The organism is Brevundimonas sp. (assembly GCF_041919755.1).
Taxonomy (GTDB): domain Bacteria; phylum Pseudomonadota; class Alphaproteobacteria; order Caulobacterales; family Caulobacteraceae; genus Brevundimonas.
This window is the reverse complement of sequence record NZ_JAYRTD010000001.1, coordinates 126,381-145,846: the sequence shown is the minus strand read 5'-3', so window position 1 is coordinate 145,846 and position 19,466 is coordinate 126,381. Positions and strand designations below refer to the sequence as shown.

Genomic DNA, 19,466 nt, shown 5'->3' with positions numbered 1-19,466 from the left:
GGCGATGGGCGGGCGCGAACGGATCAGGGCAGGCGGACTTAAGGCGCTTGAGCGCGTCCGGCAGGCCCGCCACCCGCTGCATGGCTGGCGCAAATGGGCGCTGATCCTGTTTCAGGCTCTCGTGGGTCTGGTCGTTCTATTCGCCGTCGTGAACCTGACGCTCAGCCTGACGACATTCCGCGGGAGTAATCCCGCCGATCGCATGGTCGACGAGGTGAGGGGCCTTTGGTTCAGCCCGGCGGATGGACGTGCCATCTCGGCTGAGGCCTTTGTCGCGGTGCATGGCGAGGAGCTTGGACCCGATCCTTCGGCGGGTGCCATTCGCGCCTATTTCGAACGTGAAGCCGAGCAGGGCGTGTTCCTGCTGGACCACGTCATGGCCGATCGTATCCTGAAGCGGTTCGGGCGGATCGACAGCCGGACCCTGCCGTCGGGCGTCTATGTCGGGGCGCATGCCTTGGGGCCGGACGGCGACCCATGGGTGCGCATCACCAAGTGGCCGGCGCATTATCTGATGTTCCCCCGTCACGCCTATATTCTGGTGGTACCGGAGGAGGGCCCGGCGATCGCCTTCTCCGCCAGCCAGAATGCCAAGTTCGATCCCGACCTGCCCGACGGGGACCGTCTGGGGGCGCGTATCGCGCTCTATGATCCTGACGCTTATGACTTTCCCAGTTCGGGGCAGGCGCTGCACGAGATGACCCTGATCACCCGAGATCCGGCCGAGGTCGCCGCCGCGCCTGCCGATCTGGCGCGGGCGAGGGGCCAGCTGGATGCCAGTGGCCTACGTTACGGTCTACTGGCGCCGAACTCGAACACCGTCGTCGGCTGCATTCTGGAACGGTCGGGGGCGATGACGGCCGAACAGCGCAGCCGCATCCTGCTGGCGGTCCGGGCACCGGGAATCGGTGCCGACTGCTGGTAGGCTTTGAATCCCGGCGCGGGCCTACCTATAAGGAGCCGAATCCCGCCGCCCCAAGGTTCCCAGCATGCCCGACGCCCCCTCAGAGTTCCGATACAAACGCGTCCTGCTGAAGGTCTCGGGCGAGGTACTGATGGGCGATCAGGCCTATGGCATCGACCAGAAGACGGTGGCGACCGTGGCCCAGGCCGTGGCCGATGTGGCGCGGGACGGCATCGAGATCTGCCTGGTCATCGGCGGCGGCAACATCTTCCGTGGACTGTCCAAGGCTGCCGGAGACATGGAGCGGGCCACCGCCGACTATATGGGCATGCTGGCCACGGTCATGAACGCGCTCGCCATGCAGGCGGCGCTGGAGAAGATCGGTGTCCAGACCCGCGTCCAGAGCGCCCTGACCATGAATGCCGTGGCCGAGCCCTACGTCCGCCGCCGCGCTCTCCGCCACCTCGAGAAGGGTCGCGTTGTGATCTTTGCCGCCGGCGTCGGCGCACCGTTCTTCACGACCGATTCCGGGGCCGCCCTGCGTGCCGCCGAAATGGGGTGCGATGCCCTGCTGAAGGGCACCAGCGTGGACGGCGTCTATACGGCCGATCCCAAGAAGGACAAGTCCGCGACCCGGTATGAGACCCTGACCTATCATGATGTCTTGGCGCGCGACCTCAGGGTCATGGACGCCTCGGCCATCGCCCTGATGCGTGACAGCGGCATCCCGATCGTGGTCTTCTCGATCCGGGAAGATAATTCGCTCCGTCGCACTCTGACGGGCGAAGGCACGTTCACCGTGATATCGTCCTCCGACAAGGCCGCCTGATCGGCCGCCTACGCACGACAAGAATCTGGCGCACGACAAGAAACGACGAGAGAAACGACCATGGCCAAGCCCGATCTGAAGACCTACCGCGACCGCATGGACAAGGCCGTCGCCGCCCTGAAGGAAGAGTTCAACGGTCTGCGCACCGGCCGCGCCAACGCCGGTCTGCTGGATCCGGTGCAGGTTCAGGCTTACGGCTCCAACTCGCCCCTGAACGCCGTGGCGGCCATCAGCGTGCCGGAACCGCGCATGATCTCGGTCAGCGTCTGGGACAAGAGTATGGTTGGCCCTGTGGAGAAGGCCATCCGCGCGGCAGGCCTGGGCCTGAACCCCATCGTCGACGGTCAGACCCTGCGTATCCCCGTGCCGCCCCTGACCGAGGAGCGTCGCAAGGAGCTGGCCAAGCTGGCCGGGCGGTATGCGGAACAGCAGAAGATTTCGGTCCGCAATGTGCGCCGCGACGCCAACGATGACCTGAAGAAGGCCGAAAAGGCCGGCGAGATCAGCCAGGACGAGCAGAAGAAGATGGAGGCCGAGGTTCAGAAGGACACCGACGCTGCCATCAAGCGCGTCGATGAGGCCCTGAAGATCAAGGAACAGGAGATCATGCAGGTCTGACGACCCCGTTCGACCTGTCTGTGCCCATGGACAGCCCCGCCTATTCCGTCCCGTCCGGCAAACCCGGCCCCCACCACGTCGCCCTGATCATGGACGGCAACGGGCGCTGGGCCGAGGCGCGTGGGCTGCCACGCGCAATGGGCCACCGTGAGGGCGTGCAGGCACTGAAGCGGACGGTGCAGGCCGCGCCCGATCTGGGCATTCGCTGCCTGACGGTGTTCGGGTTCTCGACCGAGAACTGGCGGCGCCCGGCGGAAGAGGTGATCGACCTGATGGGGCTGGTGCGATCCTATGTGGCCAGCGACCTGAAGCGGTTGGAGAAGGAGGGCGTGCGGGTGCGGGTCCTCGGGCGTCGCACGGGTCTTCCGGCCGACATCGCCGCCATCGTGGAGCGAGCCGAGGCGACGACGGCCCACAACGACAAATTCCTGCTGCAGGTCGCCTTCAACTACGGCGGTCGGGCCGACATCGTAGATGCGGCACAGAAACATGTGGAACGGGTGATGGCGGGCCTGGCGACTGGCCCGCTGGATGAGGAAGCGCTGGGTCTCGGCCTGTCAACGGCGGGCGCTCCGCCGGTGGATGTGATCGTCCGGACTTCGGGTGAGCAGAGGCTGTCGAACTTTCTCCTGTGGGAGGCCGCGTATGCCGAACTGGTCTATCAGAATGTGTTGTGGCCGGATTACGGGGCGACGGCCCTGGCCGATGTCGTGCAGCAGTATCTGAACCGCGATCGGCGGTTCGGCGGGGTAACACCGACCACCGCACCGGCGCTCGTCAGCGGCTGATGGCGGTCCGCGCCGGCGACATCGGGCTGAGAGCCGCCTCCGCGATCGTGCTGGCTCCGGCCGCTGTGCTGGCAATCTGGCTGGGTGGTCTGTGGTTTCTGGCGCTGATGCTGCTCGCCTGCGGATTGCTGGCGGTCGAATGGTCGACGATGAGTGCCGCGCGGGCCTGGCGAGTCATGGCCGGGGCCGTCGGATTCGGCCTGATCGCAGGCGTCATCGCCGCCTATGCCAATCAGCTGTCGCTGGCGCTGGTCTTGCTGGTGTTCGGGGCCGCTGCCGCCGGGATCTATGCCCGCAGCCGCGGGCAGGAAGCTCTGGATGCCGCCTATGGGGTGCTCTATCTCGGCTGGCCTGCCGTCCTGCTGATCTGGCTGAGAGATGGCGACACAGCCATCGGCCTGTCCTGGACGGTCTTTGCCTTCGCCGTGGCCTGGTCGTCGGACGTTATGGCCTATCTTGTCGGTAGTTTGGTCGGCGGGCCCAAGCTGTGGCCGCGCTTTTCGCCCAACAAGACCTGGTCAGGCTTCATCGGGGGCTTGGTCGCCGGGACCGCGACCGGGGCGATTATGGCAGGCGTATTTCCCGCGTGGTTCTCCTTTTGGCCTGACATGGGTCTGAACGTCCTTTGGGGAGCCATGCTGGGTTTCGCGGCGGCTGTGGCGACCATGGCCGGCGATCTGTGGGAATCGGCCCTGAAGCGCCGGTTCGGCGTCAAGGATGCTGGCACTCTGATCCCGGGGCATGGCGGTCTGCTGGACCGGGTCGACGGGCTGATGTTCGCTGTCGTCGTGGTCGCCTGTGGTCGCCTTTTCGCCATTCATTGGGGAGGCGGTGCATGATTCGGCGTCGTGTCACGGTGCTGGGCTCCACCGGTTCGGTGGGCTGTTCGACGCTTGAGCTGATGGATCAGGCTGAGCGGGCCGGAACGGGCTTCTTCGAGGTCGAGGCCCTGACGGGCGGAGCCAATATCGCGCGGCTGGCGGAGCAGGCGAGGCGCTGGAAGCCACGCATCGCCGTGACGGCCGACCCGGCGCGGTTGAACGACCTGCGCGCCGCTCTGTCAGATACCGGCATCGAGACTGCCGCAGGCGATCAGGCCGTTGTGGAGGCCGCCACCCGCCCCGCAGACTGGATCATGGCCTCCATCGTCGGGGCTGCGGGTCTGCGCTCGGCTTGGGCGGCTGCTTCGACCGGGGCAACGCTGGCCCTGGCCAACAAGGAAAGCCTGGTGTGCTGCGGTCCAGCCTTGATTCAGCGAGTTAAAGCCAGCGGTGGACGCCTGATCCCCGTCGATTCCGAGCACTCCGCCATCTTCCAGGTCTTCCCGCACGAGGCACCGGAGCAGGTCGAATGCTTGATCCTGACCGCATCGGGCGGACCGTTTCGCACCACGCCACGCGACGCCCTGACCGCCATCACGCCCGAACAGGCTGTGGCCCATCCCAACTGGAGCATGGGGGCCAAGATATCGGTCGACAGCGCCACCATGGCCAACAAGGGTTTGGAAATGATCGAGGCGGCCTATCTGTTCGACATGCCCGCCGACCGCATCGATGTCGTCGTACATCCCGAATCGATCATCCACAGCCTGGTCGAGTATGTCGACGGCTCGACGTTGGCCCAGATGGGGCCGCCGGATATGAAGACGCCGATCGCCTGTGCCTTGGCCTGGCCCGACCGTCTGACTTGGCCTGCGCCCAGGCTTGATCTCGCTGCCTTGGGCAAGATGACGTTCGAGGCGCCGGACGAGGACCGTTTTCCGGCCCTGGCTCTGGCTCGTCAGGCTCTGGAGGCGGGCGGGATCGCGCCCATCGTGTTCAACGCGGCCAATGAGGTCGCGGCCCTGGCGTTTCTCGACCGACGGCTGACCTTTCTCAATATTGCCGCAGTCGTCGCCGACACCGTGGAACAGATGACGGGATCGGTTACGCTCCCGAACGAAGGGGATGCCTGCGATTCTGCGCTGGCCATCGACACGATGGCCCGGCGGGTGGCTGAAGCGGTCGTTCTCAGGCTGAGCAAGACGGCGTGAGCCGAGACGGGGAGATGACGACTGGATGATCGCCTTCATCGGCCAGGTACTGATCTCGATCGCGGCCTTTCTGGTCGTGCTGACCACGATCGTCACGATCCACGAGCTCGGCCACTTCTGGGTGGCGCGAGCGTTCGGCGTGAAGATCGATCGTTTCTCAATCGGTTTTGGCAAGGGCATCTTCAGCCGCACGGACAAGCACGGCACTGAATGGCGCCTCGCCTGGCTGCCGCTCGGTGGCTACGTCAAATTCTCCGGCGATTTGGATGCGGCCAGCGTACCTGATGCCGCCGGCCTGGCCGTACTGCGCCAGCGTTTGGTGGCAGAAGGAGGGGCGGGAGCCGAGCGCGATTATTTCCATTTCAAGCCGGTCTTGCAGCGCGCCTTGATCACGGCGGCCGGACCTGCCGCGAACTTCGTACTGGCCATGGTGCTGCTGACTCTGCTGTTCAGTGTGGTCGGTGAACAAATCGCCGCACCCAGGGTCTATGCGGTTCAGCCCAACTCACCTGCTGCTGCTGGAGGTTTTCAGCCTCGCGATCTCATTCTGACCGTGAATGGCCGCGCTGTGCGCGAGGGGGATGAGGTAACTCAGGCTGTGATCCTGAGCGCCAACGATCCTCTGACCTTTACGGTCGAACGCGCGGGGCAGATCGTCACGCTTGTCGCCACGCCGCTCCGTCAAATGGAAAACAATGCCGTGGCTGGCCGCATTCGTGTTGCACGTATCGGTCTTGATCTCCGCCCCATGTCTGTCCAGGACGTCACCTTGCGTCGCCTCAACCCGATCGAAGCCGCCGCCAAGGGCGCGGACATGTTCGGCTCGACCCTGAACAGCACCGTCACCTATCTGGGCCGCATCTTCGCGGGCAAGGAATCGGGCGATCTGCTGAACGGCCCGGTCGGTATCGCCAAGGCGGCGGGCGGCATCACTCAGCAGGCGGCCTCGGTCTCGGACGATCTGGGCACCCAGGTGAAGTCGGTCGTCCTGACGCTGATTTATTTCGGCGCCATAGTTTCGATCGGAATGGGCTTTCTAAACCTGATGCCGATTCCGGTTCTCGACGGGGGTCATCTGTTGTTTTACGGCTATGAAGCTGTGGCACGCAGGCCAGTCCCCGCGCGCGTTCAGGAGGTCGGCTACCGGGTCGGTCTTGCTTTGCTGGCGGGATTGATGTTGTTCGCCACTTGGAACGACCTGCAGAAGCTGAGCCTGTTCAAATTCCTCGGCGGGCTCGCATGAGCCGACGCCAGCCCCCGATGGTTTCCCGTATGATCCGACAAGATGCGTCCGCCCTCCGTTTCGCTCGCCGCCTGAGCCCCAGCCTGATGGCGCTGGCCATGGCGGCCGGTCTCGCCAGCCCGGCCTTGGCGCAAAGCCCGCCCACGACCGGCCCAATCACGGTCGAGAATGCGCCGGCCGTGCAGGCCGCGCCGCAGCCGCAAGATCAGCGCCTGGTCATCAACCGCATTCTGGTGCGCGGCGCACAGCGGATCGATCAGACGACGATCCTATCTTATCTGCCAATTCAGCCCGGCGACACGGTTGATGCTGCGGTTCTGGACGTCGCCGTCCGGACGCTGACCCGGACACAGCTGTTTGCCGATGTGCAGCTGGGCATCCAGAACGGCGATCTGATCGTCGAGATCGTCGAGAACCCTATCATCAATCAGGTGACGTTCGAAGGTAACAGCGCGATCGGCACGACCAAGCTGACGGAAGAGGTCACGATCAAGCCACGCGGCATCTATACTCGGGCACGTGTCCAGGAAGACGTCGGCAAGATCGTCGAACTGTATCGCCTGTCAGGGCGTATCTCGGCCACCGTCACGCCCAAGCTGGTTCAGCTGGATCAGAACCGCGTCGATGTAGTTTTCGAGATTAACGAAGGCCCGGAGACGGGTGTCCGGTCCATCACCTTCCTGGGCAACAGCGCCTTTTCTGACAACGAGCTGCGCGAAACCATGGTGACCGAGCAATCGGCCTGGTACAAGCTGTTCACGTCCAACGACAACTACGATCCCAACCGTCTGGATTATGATCGCGAACAGCTGCGGAAGTTCTACACCAACCGCGGCTATTATGATTTCCGCGTGTTGTCCGCGATCAGCGAACTGGCTCCTGACGACAGCGCCTTTGGCATCACAATCACTGTGAATGAAGGTGATCGTTATAACTTTGGCGAGATCGATATCGTCACTGAGAACGATCGGTTGAACCCTGATTTCCTGAAGTTGCTGCTGCCTATCCAGTCCGGTCAGCTATATGAAAGCGACAAGATCGAAACCGCTGTCGATGCTCTGACATTTGCAGCAGGATCGGCGGGGTACGCATTCGTAGAGATCGAACCAACCTTCCGGGCCAACCCCGACACCGACACGGTGGATGTCACCTTCAACGTCAAAGAAGGTCAGCGAGTCTACATTGATCGCATTAACATCGTAGGTAATACACGAACATTAGACAACGTCATTCGCCGTGAACTTACATTGAGCGAGGGCGATGCCTTTAATCGAACGCTTCTGGAGCGATCGCGCAATAACCTGCGCGCACTCGGTTTCTTCAAGGACGTTAAGGTTGAAGAAGCCAGAGGGTCGGCACCCGATCGTTCAGTCGTCAATGTCACGGTCGAAGAGCAGCCGACCGGCGAGTTGTCTGTAGGGGCTGGGTTTAGCTCAGTTGACAGTTTCGTCGTAAATCTGGGTATCACAGAACGCAATTTCCGCGGTCGAGGTCAGAATGTCGTTGCGCGCGTTGAGTGGGGTGCGTTGCGTCAACAAATCGACTTCCGGTTTACAGAACCTAAGTTTCTCGGCCGAGATCTGCGGGCTGGGTTTGATGCCTTCCACTCGCGTTATGACCTCAGCGAGTTTTCTTCGTATGACTACCGCTCCACTGGAGGTGGGGTGAGGCTTTCGTATCCTCTAAATGGCTACACTCTGCTGAGTGCTCGATACTTCCTCAAGAGTGACGAAGTTATAGTCCCCAACGGTTTCTGTGGAACCAACGGTGCAGGCTCTAATGCCCTATGCGACCAGATCGGCTCATTTCTCAACTCGTCCGCAGGCTACACGTTGTTGGTTGATCGCCGGAACGATCCGATCCGTCCGACACGAGGCTGGACAGGAACCCTGCGGCAGGACCTCGCTGGTATCGGAGGTGACGTCAACTATCTGAAGACTGAGGCTGACGTGTCCGCCTATTGGGGCATCGCGCCTTCCTGGATAGTCACCACTACTGCATCTGCCGGATATATCAGCGGGTGGGGCGGCGATCCGATTCGCATCAATGATCGCTTTTTCAAGGGCGGTAATAGTTTCCGTGGGTTTGAGACCGCTGGATTGGGGCCTCGCGACCTAACAACCCAAGATGCGTTGGGTGGTAATTTCTACGCAATCGGCACGGTTCAGTTGACTGTGCCCAACTTCCTGCCGGAGCAATATGGCATTCGGACGGAACTGTTCGTCGATGTCGGAACCTTGGGAGCTCTCGACGACCGTTACACTGTCACTGACCAAGGCTTGCCCGACCCCAACATCGTTGACGAGCTTAATCTGCGAGCGTCTGCGGGTGTCAGCATTCATTGGCGTTCGCCTATGGGTCCGATCCGCTTTGACCTCAGCCAAATCATAGGCGCGGAAGACTATGACCGCACCGAAACCTTCCGCTTCTCCACATCAACGCAGTTCTAAACCGCGGCTGAACACCGTCGCTTAAAGGTAGACCATGAAACTGATCGCTCTTGGCGCTTTCGCGCTCGCCTCTCTGGCCGCCGGCACGGCCTCGGCTCAGAATGCAACCCCTATCAATCACGGTGCTCCGATCACGGGCGTCTGCATCTATGACAACGAGGAAGTCCTCGCACGCTCGACGGCTGGCCAATCGGTGCAAGCCGGCATGCAGCGCCTGCTGACCGAGGTTCAGGGCGAACTGGCACCCTACAGCTCTACGATCCAGGCCGAGGTGACCGCCCTGCAGCAGGGTGGTGAGGCTGCCGACCCTGGCGGTACCCGTCGCCAGGCCCTGCAAGCTCGCGCCCAGGAAGCGCAGCAGTTGCAGCAAACCCGCAGCAACGAGTTGCAATACACTCAGGGTGTGCAGCTTCAGGCCATCGGCACGGCCGTCGAACCCATCGTCATCGCCCTGTATCAGGAGCGCGGCTGCAGCATCCTGCTGAACCGCAGCGCCATCTACAGCGCAAATCCGGCCATGGACATCACGCCGACCGCGATCGAGCGCCTGAATGCCGCCTTGCCGTCGCTGTCGTTCAACCGACTGACGCCTCCGGCCCAACCGCAGCAGTAAGCGGTTCAAGGTGCCCGATCCGCGCTTCTTCCAGCAGGCCGTCGATGCTCTGAGCGTCGATGATCTGGCGGCGCGGATCGGTGGAGAGGTCTTGCGCGGCGGAGACAGGTATGTCTCCGCGGTAGCGCCTTTGGCGGTAGCAGGGGCTGCGGATGTTGCCTTTCTGGGGGACAAGCGCTTTCTTGTGTCGCTGGCCGAGACTAGGGCCGGGTGTGTCATCTTGCCTGAGTTTTCTATCGAGCGAGCACCGGCTGAGACCGCGCTCATTGTCTCGCGAGAGGCGCAGGCGGCTTGGGCTCACGCCGCCGGACTTTTCCATCGCCCGATGACGTTGGATGGGGCCGCCGACCCTGCATTGGCTACCGAAGATGACACCGTGGTGCTGGAGCCTGGCGTTGTCTTGGGGAAGGGGGTCCGCATCGGCCGCGGCACCCGGATCGGCGCGAACACGGTCATCGGCCCCGGCGTTCAGATCGGGCGCGACTGCCAAATAGCCTCGAACGTCAGCATCGGTTTCGCCCTGATCGGCGACCGGGTGCGGCTCTACGGCGGGGCGCGCATCGGCGAGGCGGGATTTGGCGCTGCGGGCTCCAGCACCGGTCCTGTCGACATACCCCAGCTGGGTCGCGTCATCATCCAGGACGGCGTCACCGTGGGGGCCAATAGCTGCATCGACCGCGGGGCCTATGACGACACGGTCATCGGTGAGAACACCAAGATCGATAATCTGGTCATGATCGGCCACAACTGCGTGATCGGGCGGAACGTCCTGATGGCGGCCCATACGGGGATTTCCGGCTCGGTCACGGTCGGCGACAACGTCATGTTCGGCGGACGTGCGGGCGTCGGCGACCATATCTCCATCGGAACCGGCGCTCGTGTCGCGGCCGGGGCGGGGGTGCTGGCCGACATTCCGCCGGGCGAGACCTGGTCCGGATATCCGGCCAAACCCTTGCGTCAATCCTTGCGCGAAGCGATCTGGCTCGCCAAACAGGCAGCGGGAAAGGCGCGTTCCTAGGCGCCGACGTTCAGAAAGCCCTGGAATGACCGACACGACCACCAGCACCAGTATCGACTATGCCGAGGTGATGCGCCGCCTGCCGCATCGCTATCCCTTCCTGCTCGTCGATAAGGCTGAGGATTTCATGCCGGCGACCTCGATCACCGGCATCAAGAACGTCACCCACAACGAACCCTTCTTTCCCGGCCATTTTCCCATCGACCCAGTCATGCCGGGCGTCCTGATCGTGGAGGCCATGGCCCAGACGGGCGCGCTGCTGATGTCCAAGACCATGGACGTGGCGGTGGCGGACAAGGTGATCATGTTCATGTCGATCGACGGCGTCCGCTTCAGGAAGCCCGCGCGGCCCGGCGACCAGCTGCGCATGGAGGTCAAGGTGACCCGCGCGCGCGGCGATGCCTACAAGTTCCGGGGCGAGACCTTCATCGACGGCAAGCTCGCGGCCGAGGCCGAGTTCATGGCCATGGTCGTCACCGTCGATCAGCCGGCCACCTGATGGCGATCCATCCGACAGCCCAGGTCGATGCCAGTGCGCGGCTGGCGGATGGTGTCGAGATTGGTGCCTGGACCATCGTTGGGCCCAACGTCGTCCTGGCCGAGGGCGTCCGCATCGCCAGTCATGTCGTCATCCAGCAGGACACGACTGTGGGCGCGGGCACGACCATCCATCCCTTCTGCGTCATGGGCGGGGATCCCCAGCACGGGGGCTACAAGGGCGAGCCTGTGGCGCTGGAAATCGGCCGGAACAACACCATCCGAGAGCATTCGACGTTTAACCGGGGCACACCGGGCGACCGCAAGCTGACGACCATCGGGTCGAATGGCTTGTATATGACCGGAGCCCATGTCGGCCACGACTGCGTGGTGGGCGACAATGTCACCTTCGCCAACAATGCCACCCTAGGCGGCCACGCGCGGGTCGGGGACCGGGTGTTTCTGGGTGGCCTGGCTGCCGTGCACCAGTTTGGACGCGTGGGCACCGGTGCCATCGTCGGTGGGCTGTCGGCGGTCACGCGCGACGTGATCCCCTACGGCTCGGCCTGGGGCAATCATGTGCGGCTGCACGGGCTGAACCTGATCGGCCTGAAGCGTAAGGGCTATGGCAAGGATGCCGTGCGGCGGCTGCTGGCCGCCTATCGCGACATGTTTGAAGGTGAAGGCCTGTTTTCCGAGCGGCTGGATGCGGCGGCGGTGACCTATTCAGATCTGCCAGAAATTCAGGAGATCATCGCCTTCATCCGCGAAGACACACGGCGCCCCGTCGCCCTGCCTGACCGGTGAGGGCATCGGCGTGACCGGCAAGCTGGGCCTGATCGCGGGGGGAGGGGCGCTGCCAGTGTCCGTGGCCGCGCGCTGCGAAGCCGAGGGCCGCTCCGTCTTCGTCGTGCGCATGGCCGGGTTCGCCGATCCCCATCTGGCACGATATCCGGGTATCGAGGCGGGCATGGCCGAGATCGGACGAACCCTGTCGGCGCTCAAGAAGGCCGGATGCGAGGCTGTCTGTTTCGCGGGAACGGTCAGCCGCCCGGATTTTAAGACCCTGAAACCCGACTTCAAGGGCGCGACCCTGTTGCCCGGTATCGTCGCTGCGGCCAGCAAGGGGGACGATGCCTTGCTGAGGAAGATTCTGTCGATCTTCGAGGGTGAGGGCTACGTGATCGAAGGGGCCGACGATATCCTGGGCGGCGAGACGCTGCCTGCGGGTGCGCTGGGGGCCATTCAGCCGACACCGGAGCAGCTGTCTGACCTGAAAAAGGCACTGCATGTCGCGGCAAAGGCCGGTGAACTGGATATAGGGCAGGGTGCCGTCGTCTGTGACGGGCTGGTGCTGGCGGTCGAGGCGCAGGAAGGCACTGACGCCATGCTGGCCCGCGTCGCCAGCCTGCCCGCCGATCTGCGCGGCTCGCCCGAGGCCCGCAAGGGGGCCCTGGGCAAGGCTCCAAAGCCGATCCAGGACCTGCGCGTGGACATGCCGGTGATCGGGACGCGTACGCTGAACATGGCGGCCGCTGCCGGGTTGGCCGGCGTCGGCGGCATCAGCGGCAAGCTGATCCTGATCGACCGGCCCGCCATTATCGCGACGGCGGACCGTCTTGGGCTTTTCGTCTGGGGCGAGACGGGCGAAGCCCGGCCATGACCCCGCCGCTCAAGATCATGCTGGTCGCGGCCGAAGCGTCCGGCGACGCGCTCGGCGCGGGCCTCGCCAAGGCATTGAAGGCGCGAAGACCCGATGTGAGCTTTGTCGGCGTGGGTGGCCCGCGCATGGCGGAACAGGGCGTCGAAAGTCCGTTCGACATCGCCTCTCTATCGATCCTCGGCTGGATCGAAGGCTTGAAGGCCTACGGACTGGTCAAGCAGCGCGTGGCGGAGACCGTGGCCCTCGCCGTGGCGGAACGCCCAGATGCCGTGGTCCTGATCGACAGTTGGGGATTCACGATCCGTGTCGCCAAGGCTTTGCGCGTGCAACTGCCCGGCGTGCCCCTGATAAAGTACGTCGGGCCCCAGGTCTGGGCTTCACGGCCGGGCCGGGCAAAGACACTGGCGGGGGCCGTCGATCATCTGCTGGCACTCTATGCCTTCGACGCGCCCTGGTTCGAGCGTGAGGGGCTGGCGACCACGGTCGTCGGGTCGCAGGCCCTGCATGTGGATATGTCCGGGGTTGATCCCGCCGGTTTCCGCCAGTCACGGGGGATAGGGGCTGACGCCAAGCTGCTGCTGGTGTTGCCGGGCAGTCGCCCGTCTGAGATCCGCCTGATGACGCCGATCTACGAGGCTGCGGTCGCGCGGTTGAAGGCGGCCGATCCTTCCCTGGAGGTCGCCGTAGCCGCGGCAAGCACTGTCGCAGACGACGTCGCTGCCCGCGTCGCCACATGGCCGTTCCGGGCGCATCTGGTGGCTGAGGCGGAGAAATACGACGCGATGCGCGCCGCGACCGTCGCCCTGGCCACCAGCGGAACGGTCTCGACCGAGCTGGCCCTGGCGGGCGTGCCCATGATTATCGCCTATCGATTCCAGCCGCTCAGCTACGCGCTAATGAAGCCTTTCTTTACAGGCAAGTATGCGACCCTGTTCAACCACGCGGCCGATGCCGAGATTGCACGCGAGCTGATCCAGAACAACGCGACGCCAGAGAAGGTCGCGGCGGAGGTAGGGCGGCTGCTGGCCGATCCGGTTGCTCAAGCCGAACAGGTGCGTCGACAGACCGCTGCCTTGGACCTGATGGGCCGCGACGCCGCCGATCCTTCCACACTGGCCGCAGAGGCGGTGCTGATGGTCATCGCCACAAAAAACGCCGGGGCCTGAACCCCGGCGCTTGATCTTCATGTTTCGGCTGAGCGATCAGCCCCGCTGCTGGATCGGCACGTAATCGCGCTCGGTTGGGCCGGTGTAGAGCTGGCGCGGGCGACCGATCTTCTGCGAGGAGTCGGCGATCATCTCCTGCCACTGGGCGATCCAGCCCACGGTGCGGGCCAGGGCGAACAAGACGGTGAACATCGAGGTCGGGAAGCCCATCGCCGACAGGGTGATGCCCGAATAGAAGTCGACGTTCGGGAACAGCTTGCGCTCGATGAAATATTCGTCGTTCAGCGCGATCCGCTCCAGTTCCTTGGCGACCTGGAACAGCGGGTCGTTGGGGTCGCCGACGGCGGCCAGCACCTCGTCGGCGCTTTCCTTCATCACCGTCGCGCGAGGGTCGTAGTTCTTGTACACCCGGTGGCCAAAGCCCATCAGCTTGTATTTCTTGGCCTTCACGCCCTCGATGAAGGCGGGAATCTTGTCCGGGGTGCCGATCTCCTTCAGCATGTTCAGTGCCTCTTCGTTGGCACCGCCGTGCGACGGGCCCCACAGGCAGGCGATGCCGGCAGCGATACAGGCGAAGGGGTTGGCACCCGACGACCCAGCCAGACGCACGGTCGAGGTCGAGGCGTTCTGCTCGTGATCGGCGTGCAGGGTGAAGATGCGGTCCATGGCTCGGGCCAGAACCGGATTGACCTCATAGTCCTCGGCCGGGACGGCGAAGCACATGCGAAGGAAATTCTCGGCATAGGTCAGGTCGTTGCGTGGCGACACGAACGGTTGGCCGATGTGATATTTATAAGCCCGGGCGGCGATGGTCGGCATCTTGGCGATCAGGCGGATGGCCGAAATCTCGCGCTGGCGGGCGTCGTGGATGTCGAGACTGTCGTGATAGAAGGCCGACAGAGCCCCGACCGTGCCGACCATGATCGACATCGGGTGGGCGTCGCGACGGAAACCTTCAAAGAAGCGATCGAACTGCGAATGCAGCATCGTGTGCATGGTGATGCTGTTTTCGAACTTCTCGTATTCCGCGGCCGTCGGAAGCTCGCCGTGCAGCAGCAGGTGGCAGACCTCGACGAAGTTGGACTTGGACGCCAGCTGGCCGATCGGATAGCCGCGATGCAGCAGGATGCCCGCGTCACCGTCGATATAAGTAATGGCGCTTTCGCACGCGGCGGTCGAGGTGAAACCGGGGTCGAAGGTGAAGGCGTCGGTCGCGCCATACAGCTTGCGGATATCAATCACATCCGGGCCGGTCGAACCGGTCAGGACCGGCAGTTCGATGGACTTGTCGCCATAGGTCAGCGTCGCGGATTTGGCAGTTTCGGTCATCTAGGCCCCTTGCACCCTTGCGATAGACGCGGGGAGGCGCCGTCGCGTTTCTGTCTGAAAGTTAGATAGTCTGTTGCAACGCATCATCCAAGCGCCCGAGGCTTTCTTCTCGCCCCAGGGCGGCCAGTGTCTTGGCGATATCGGGCGAAACGCCGTCGCCGGTCAGGGCGGCGCGCACGGCCGGACCGATTTTGCCGAAACCTACGGCTTCTTCCTCGGTAAAGGCCTTCAGCTCGGCCTCAAGTGCGAAGACATCCCAACTGGCGAAAAGCTTCAGACGATCGCGCAGCCGGGCGATGCGCTGGCCGGACTCGCCACTCAGCAAAGGCAGGGCCTTTTCGAAGATCTTCAGCGGCCGCTGACGCAGGACGAAGGCTGACTGGTCCGCGAGCTCCAGTGTCGTCTTGGCGCGATCCTTCAAAAACGGCATGGCCCGAACCAGTCGCGCCTCGTCGTCAGGAGACAGGCTGTGGCCCCGCGCCAGATGCGTATCCAGCGTCAGCTTGGCCAGGCGGTCGTCATCGGCCAGCCGGATCCAGTGCGCATTGACATGGGCCAGCTTGTAGAAGTCCAGGCGGGCCGGTGCCTTGCCGATGGCATCCAGGTCGAACCACGCCTGAGCCTGTTCGTCGCTGAACAGTTCGTCGTCGCCGTGGGCCCAGCCCAGCCGCGCCAGATAGTTGCGCATGGCCTCGGGCAGATAGCCCATCTCGGCGTACTCATGCACCGCCTGGGCCCCGTGGCGTTTTGAGAGCTTGGCCCCATCCGGGCCGTGGATCAGGGGGATGTGAGCAAAGGTCGGGCGGGCCCAGCCCAAGGCGTCATAGATCAGGCTCTGACGCGCGGCATTGTTCAGGTGATCGTCACCTCGAATGACGTGGGTCACGCCCATGTCGTGGTCGTCCACCACCACGGCCAGATTATAGGTCGGCGCGCCGTCCGACCGCAGGATGACCAGATCATCCAGCGAGGCCGAGTCCCACCGCACAATGCCCTGCACCGCATCTTCGACCACGACGGCGGTGTCGGCAGGACGGCGAAAACGGACGGTGTGCGGCTGCATCAGGTCGTCGACGGTCGGCGTGCGGTCGCGCCACGGCGATTCGAACGCGCGCCCCTCGGCCTTGGCCTGATCGCGCAGGGCCCCCGTCTCCTCGGCTGTCAGGAAGTCGCGGTAGGCATGGCCGCTCTCCAGCAACTGGTTGGCGACCTCGCGGTGGCGATCGGCACGGCTGAATTGGAAGACGGGCTCCTCGTCAGCAAACAGTTCCAGCCAGCTCAGGCCGTCGAAGATGGCCTTGACCGCATCGTCGGTCGATCGCTCGCGATCGGTGTCCTCGACCCGGACCAGAAACTTGCCCCCGCGGCCCTTCGCGTAAAGGTAGTTGAAAAGCGCGGTCCTTGCCCCTCCTATGTGCAGGTATCCGGTCGGCGAGGGGGCGAAACGGGTGACGACGTCGGATGTGACGGGGGCGGGCGCAGGAGTCATGGGGGGTGTTATAACGCCCGCTGCGGCAAAGCCCACGGCTGCGTCGCGGATTCTTGCCTTCCTGTCGGCGCAGGTCGCGGCCCAGACGCTGCGCTGGCGCATGTGGGCTCCGGTCGGCTTCGGCGGCGGATGCGCGGTCTATTTCGGCCTGAAGGTCGAGCCCCCGCTTTGGCCACTTCTCCTGATCGCGGCGGTGGCTATGGCCTTCTGGCTGGCGGCGCGATGGAAAGGCGCGGCGCGGCTATGGACCCTGCCGCTGATGCTGGTGGCCTGCTTCGCCTTGGGGATGGCGGTGTCCAAGCTGCGGACCGACGCGGTGGCGGCCCCCATCGCCCCCGCCATGGCCGAGCCGACGGTGGTCGAGGGCTGGGTCATGGATGTCGACAGTCCGGGATCGGCCGGGCCTCGCGTCGTCATCGCCCCTGTGCGGGTGCGCGGGCTGGCACCGGAGGCGACGCCCGAGCGGCTGCGCGCGACGGTGCGAGGGCCGATCCCGGAGCCGGGCACGGCGATCCGCCTGTTCGCCATCATCAATCCCCCACCGGCCCCGGCCAGTCCGGGAGCCTACGACTTCGGCCGCAACGCCTATTTTCAGAGCCTGGGAGGCGTGGCGTTCGGCCTAGGCGAGCCGAGGGCGATTGATCTGGCCCCACCGCCCTGGAGCCTGCGCGCTGCTATGGCAGTAAACGCCATGCGGTTCGATCTGGCCCGGCGGATCGTGGAGCGGCTCGGTCCGCGCACCGGTGGTGTGGCCGCGGCCATGACGACAGGGCAGGAGGCGTGGCTGGATCCCGCCGAGGTCGAGATCATGCGGGATTCGGGCTTGGCACATATCCTGTCGATCTCGGGCCTCCATATGGCCGTGGTCGGCGGGTTCGCTTTCTTTCTGATGCGGTTTCTGGTGGCCTGCTGGCCATGGCTGGCGCTGAGAGTTTCCGGCAAGAAGGTCGCGGCCTGGGGTGGGCTGATCGCAGTCGGGACCTACCTGGTCATTTCGGGTCATCCGCCGCCGGCCGAGCGTGCCGCGATCACAGCCTCGATAGCGTTCATCGCCATTCTGCTGGATCGACAGGCGATCACCATGCATGCGCTGGCGGTGGCGGCGTTCGTGGTGTTGCTGCTGCAGCCCGAAGCCATCGTCACGCCGGGGTTCCAGATGTCGTTAGCGGCCACGGCGGCTCTGGTCGCTCTGGTCGAGGCCTGGCCACGGCGGCCACGGGAAATCTCCGTGCCCTGGCCCATCCGGATCGTTCAACAGGCCGGTGTCTGGCTGGCGGCGGCGGTCATGGCCAGTCTTGTAGCCGGGGCGGCGACAGGCCCATTCGCCATGCAGCATTTCAACCGCACGGCTATGTACGGGCTGGTGGCCAATCTGGCGACGGCCCCGCTGTCGGACTTCCTGATCATGCCAGCCTTGGCGCTGGGAGCCTTGCTGGAGCCAGTGGGTCTGGGCGCACCCTTCCTTTGGCTGGCCGGGCAGGGGATCGGGCTGATGCTGGCGATCGGGCAATGGACGGCGGATCTGCCGGGCGCGGTGCGGACAGTGGCTAGTGCGCCCGACTATGTCCTGCCTATCGCGTTCCTCGGTGTACTGTTCTGTTGTCTCTGGCGCGGACCTCTTCGATGGCTGGGCCTGCCGCTGGCCATGGCCGTCATGGTCTGGCCAAGAGCGCCGACGCCGGACCTCTGGATCGGAGATGGCGGCACCCAGGCGGCCTTCGTGCAGGGCGGCAAGGCTGTCGTCACCCGCCCCGGTGTGCGCCAGTTCGCAGTGGATGTCTGGAGCCGCAGGCGCGGAGTCAAGCCAATAGATCGGCCTGCGCAGAGCTGGACCTGCACCCGTTTTTCCTGTGCGCCGGAAAAACCCGAAGCCGGGCTGGTCGCCGTGTGGTGGGGCAAGAAAGCGCCGACAGCCGAGCAGTTGTCGAGCTTGTGTGCCACAGCCGAGGTTGTATCGATCCGGGCGTCCGTGTCGGCCTTACCTCAAGGGTGCGCCAACCGCCTCGTTCTGGACGGCACCGACTATGCGCGGGGCGGGGCCGTCGAGCTGTGGCGTGATCCGCTCTCAGCCAGCAACTGGCGTGGAGTCTGGACTGCCGACGTCAGGGGCGACCGGCCGTGGAGCCGGTTCGGAGATGCTGATACCGCAGACGCGGGCTAGTGGTACTGGCGCAGCAGACCGACAAGCTTGCCCTGAACCTCGACCTGATCCGGGCCGAAGATGCGGGTTTCATAGTTGCGGTTGGCGGGCTCCAGGGCGATGGAGGCTCCCTTCTTGCGCAGCCGTTTCAGCGTGGCTTCCTCGCCCTCGACTAGGGCGACGACGATCTCGCCGGAGTTGGCGCTGTCGGACTTCTTGATGATGACCATGTCGCCGTTCAGGATTCCGGCCTCGATCATGGAATCGCCCTCGATCTCCAGAATGTAGTGTTCGCCGGCCCCCAGCATGGACTCTGGCACCGGATAGCGGGCGGTTTCGTGCTCGATGGCGGCGATGGGCGTACCGGCCGCAATCTTGCCCATCAGGGACAGTTCGCGGGTGTCGTTGGCCGGTTCTGCGGCGGAGGTGCGGCCACCCTCGATCACGCCAGGGCGGAAAGGCGCGCGGGCGGTCCGCCCCCCCGTTGCCGCCTGATCCGGCAGCTTGGTCACTTCCAAAGCCCGCGCCCGGTGGGCCAGGCGGCGGATGAAGCCCCGCTCCTCCAGCGCCGTGATCAGGCGATGGATGCCTGACTTTGACGCCAGATCCAGCGCCTCCTTCATCTCGTCGAAGGAGGGCGAGACGCCGGTCTCCTGAATCCGCTCATGGATGAACATCAGAAGTTCGTGCTGTTTGCGCGTGAGCAT

The 19,466-nt window shown here is 64.4% G+C and carries 18 protein-coding genes; 15 read left to right on the top strand and 3 right to left on the bottom strand.

Annotation, left to right across the window (positions count from 1 at the left end; translation table 11 throughout):
* Positions 1-4 precede the first annotated feature (4 nt).
* From ACE3TH_RS00765 to lpxB, 14 genes are all read left to right on the top strand, one after another.
* Positions 5-925: a hypothetical protein gene (locus tag ACE3TH_RS00765; RefSeq protein WP_374596450.1), complete on the top strand. Its 921-nt coding sequence runs from the start codon at positions 5-7 to the stop codon at positions 923-925.
* 64 nt (positions 926-989) lie between these two features.
* Positions 990-1,733: a UMP kinase gene (gene pyrH, locus ACE3TH_RS00760; protein WP_374596448.1), complete on the top strand. Its 744-nt coding sequence runs from the start codon at positions 990-992 to the stop codon at positions 1,731-1,733.
* A 60-nt stretch (positions 1,734-1,793) separates the two neighbouring features.
* Positions 1,794-2,351: a ribosome recycling factor gene (frr, locus tag ACE3TH_RS00755; protein WP_374596446.1), complete on the top strand. Its 558-nt coding sequence runs from the start codon at positions 1,794-1,796 to the stop codon at positions 2,349-2,351.
* Positions 2,352-2,377: 26 nt separating this feature from the next.
* A complete protein-coding gene (gene uppS / locus ACE3TH_RS00750; protein ID WP_374596444.1) occupies positions 2,378-3,139 on the top strand; it encodes a polyprenyl diphosphate synthase in 762 nt (253 codons plus the stop codon).
* Positions 3,139-3,978 carry a phosphatidate cytidylyltransferase gene (locus ACE3TH_RS00745; RefSeq protein WP_374596442.1) on the top strand — a complete coding sequence of 280 codons (840 nt, stop codon included), beginning with the start codon at positions 3,139-3,141 and terminating at the stop codon, positions 3,976-3,978. The genes uppS and ACE3TH_RS00745 overlap by 1 nt, the downstream gene beginning before the upstream one ends.
* Positions 3,975-5,171 carry a 1-deoxy-D-xylulose-5-phosphate reductoisomerase gene (gene dxr / locus ACE3TH_RS00740; protein WP_374596440.1) on the top strand — a complete coding sequence of 399 codons (1,197 nt, stop codon included), beginning with the start codon at positions 3,975-3,977 and terminating at the stop codon, positions 5,169-5,171. The genes ACE3TH_RS00745 and dxr overlap by 4 nt, the downstream gene beginning before the upstream one ends.
* Positions 5,172-5,196: 25 nt before the next feature.
* Positions 5,197-6,414: an RIP metalloprotease gene (locus ACE3TH_RS00735; RefSeq protein ID WP_374596438.1), complete on the top strand. Its 1,218-nt coding sequence runs from the start codon at positions 5,197-5,199 to the stop codon at positions 6,412-6,414.
* Positions 6,415-6,500: 86 nt separating this feature from the next.
* Positions 6,501-8,864, top strand: coding sequence for an outer membrane protein assembly factor BamA (gene bamA / locus ACE3TH_RS00730; protein ID WP_374596436.1), 2,364 nt, complete (start codon positions 6,501-6,503; stop codon positions 8,862-8,864).
* Between the two features lie 34 nt (positions 8,865-8,898).
* Positions 8,899-9,477, top strand: coding sequence for an OmpH family outer membrane protein (locus ACE3TH_RS00725; protein ID WP_374596434.1), 579 nt, complete (start codon positions 8,899-8,901; stop codon positions 9,475-9,477).
* A gap of 10 nt (positions 9,478-9,487) precedes the next feature.
* Positions 9,488-10,495 carry a UDP-3-O-(3-hydroxymyristoyl)glucosamine N-acyltransferase gene (lpxD, locus tag ACE3TH_RS00720; RefSeq protein WP_374596432.1) on the top strand — a complete coding sequence of 336 codons (1,008 nt, stop codon included), beginning with the start codon at positions 9,488-9,490 and terminating at the stop codon, positions 10,493-10,495.
* A 25-nt stretch (positions 10,496-10,520) separates the two neighbouring features.
* The gene (fabZ, locus tag ACE3TH_RS00715) at positions 10,521-10,994 is read left to right on the top strand and encodes a 3-hydroxyacyl-ACP dehydratase FabZ (RefSeq protein ID WP_374596430.1); all 474 of its coding nucleotides are present in this window, start codon (positions 10,521-10,523) and stop codon (positions 10,992-10,994) included.
* On the top strand, positions 10,994-11,779 hold the full coding sequence (gene lpxA / locus ACE3TH_RS00710) for an acyl-ACP--UDP-N-acetylglucosamine O-acyltransferase (protein ID WP_374596428.1): 786 nt from the start codon (positions 10,994-10,996) through the stop codon (positions 11,777-11,779). Before fabZ ends, lpxA begins: the two co-directional genes overlap by 1 nt.
* 4 nt (positions 11,780-11,783) lie before the next feature.
* The gene (locus tag ACE3TH_RS00705) at positions 11,784-12,635 is read left to right on the top strand and encodes an LpxI family protein (protein ID WP_374597087.1); all 852 of its coding nucleotides are present in this window, start codon (positions 11,784-11,786) and stop codon (positions 12,633-12,635) included.
* On the top strand, positions 12,632-13,801 hold the full coding sequence (gene lpxB / locus ACE3TH_RS00700; RefSeq protein ID WP_374596426.1) for a lipid-A-disaccharide synthase: 1,170 nt from the start codon (positions 12,632-12,634) through the stop codon (positions 13,799-13,801). Before ACE3TH_RS00705 ends, lpxB begins: the two co-directional genes overlap by 4 nt.
* A 36-nt stretch (positions 13,802-13,837) precedes the next feature.
* Here the strand turns inward: lpxB and gltA are convergent, their stop codons facing one another.
* Together gltA and gltX are read right to left on the bottom strand one after the other, a co-directional pair.
* Positions 13,838-15,130 (bottom strand): citrate synthase, encoded by a 1,293-nt coding sequence (gltA, locus tag ACE3TH_RS00695; protein WP_374596424.1) that lies wholly within the window; start codon positions 15,128-15,130, stop codon positions 13,838-13,840.
* Between the two features lie 61 nt (positions 15,131-15,191).
* Positions 15,192-16,619 carry a glutamate--tRNA ligase gene (gene gltX / locus ACE3TH_RS00690; protein ID WP_374596422.1) on the bottom strand — a complete coding sequence of 476 codons (1,428 nt, stop codon included), beginning with the start codon at positions 16,617-16,619 and terminating at the stop codon, positions 15,192-15,194.
* On the opposite strand from gltX, the gene ACE3TH_RS00685 reads away from it, so the two are divergent.
* Positions 16,618-18,780 (top strand): ComEC/Rec2 family competence protein, encoded by a 2,163-nt coding sequence (locus tag ACE3TH_RS00685; protein WP_374596420.1) that lies wholly within the window; start codon positions 16,618-16,620, stop codon positions 18,778-18,780. The two genes, gltX and ACE3TH_RS00685, sit on opposite strands and share 2 nt — an antisense overlap.
* Here ACE3TH_RS00685 and lexA read toward each other — a convergent pair.
* Complete coding sequence (gene lexA / locus ACE3TH_RS00680; RefSeq protein WP_374596418.1) at positions 18,777-19,466, bottom strand: transcriptional repressor LexA; 690 nt, start codon at positions 19,464-19,466, stop codon at positions 18,777-18,779. The two genes, ACE3TH_RS00685 and lexA, sit on opposite strands and share 4 nt — an antisense overlap.

Excerpts from the sequence above, each read along its gene's own strand:
- lexA (WP_374596418.1), bottom strand. The coding sequence starts at position 19,466 with ATGCTCACGCGCAAACAGCACGAACTTCTGATGTTCATCCATGAGCGG.
- lpxB (WP_374596426.1), top strand. The coding sequence starts at position 12,632 with ATGACCCCGCCGCTCAAGATCATGCTGGTCGCGGCCGAAGCGTCCGGC.
- ACE3TH_RS00685 (WP_374596420.1), top strand. The coding sequence starts at position 16,618 with ATGGGGGGTGTTATAACGCCCGCTGCGGCAAAGCCCACGGCTGCGTCG.
- dxr (WP_374596440.1), top strand. The coding sequence starts at position 3,975 with ATGATTCGGCGTCGTGTCACGGTGCTGGGCTCCACCGGTTCGGTGGGC.
- frr (WP_374596446.1), top strand. The coding sequence starts at position 1,794 with ATGGCCAAGCCCGATCTGAAGACCTACCGCGACCGCATGGACAAGGCC.
- gltX (WP_374596422.1), bottom strand. The coding sequence starts at position 16,619 with ATGACTCCTGCGCCCGCCCCCGTCACATCCGACGTCGTCACCCGTTTC.
- gltA (WP_374596424.1), bottom strand. The coding sequence starts at position 15,130 with ATGACCGAAACTGCCAAATCCGCGACGCTGACCTATGGCGACAAGTCC.
- ACE3TH_RS00735 (WP_374596438.1), top strand. The coding sequence starts at position 5,197 with ATGATCGCCTTCATCGGCCAGGTACTGATCTCGATCGCGGCCTTTCTG.
- lpxA (WP_374596428.1), top strand. The coding sequence starts at position 10,994 with ATGGCGATCCATCCGACAGCCCAGGTCGATGCCAGTGCGCGGCTGGCG.
- bamA (WP_374596436.1), top strand. The coding sequence starts at position 6,501 with ATGGCGCTGGCCATGGCGGCCGGTCTCGCCAGCCCGGCCTTGGCGCAA.
- fabZ (WP_374596430.1), top strand. The coding sequence starts at position 10,521 with ATGACCGACACGACCACCAGCACCAGTATCGACTATGCCGAGGTGATG.
- ACE3TH_RS00765 (WP_374596450.1), top strand. The coding sequence starts at position 5 with ATGGGCGGGCGCGAACGGATCAGGGCAGGCGGACTTAAGGCGCTTGAG.
- uppS (WP_374596444.1), top strand. The coding sequence starts at position 2,378 with ATGGACAGCCCCGCCTATTCCGTCCCGTCCGGCAAACCCGGCCCCCAC.
- pyrH (WP_374596448.1), top strand. The coding sequence starts at position 990 with ATGCCCGACGCCCCCTCAGAGTTCCGATACAAACGCGTCCTGCTGAAG.
- ACE3TH_RS00745 (WP_374596442.1), top strand. The coding sequence starts at position 3,139 with ATGGCGGTCCGCGCCGGCGACATCGGGCTGAGAGCCGCCTCCGCGATC.
- ACE3TH_RS00725 (WP_374596434.1), top strand. The coding sequence starts at position 8,899 with ATGAAACTGATCGCTCTTGGCGCTTTCGCGCTCGCCTCTCTGGCCGCC.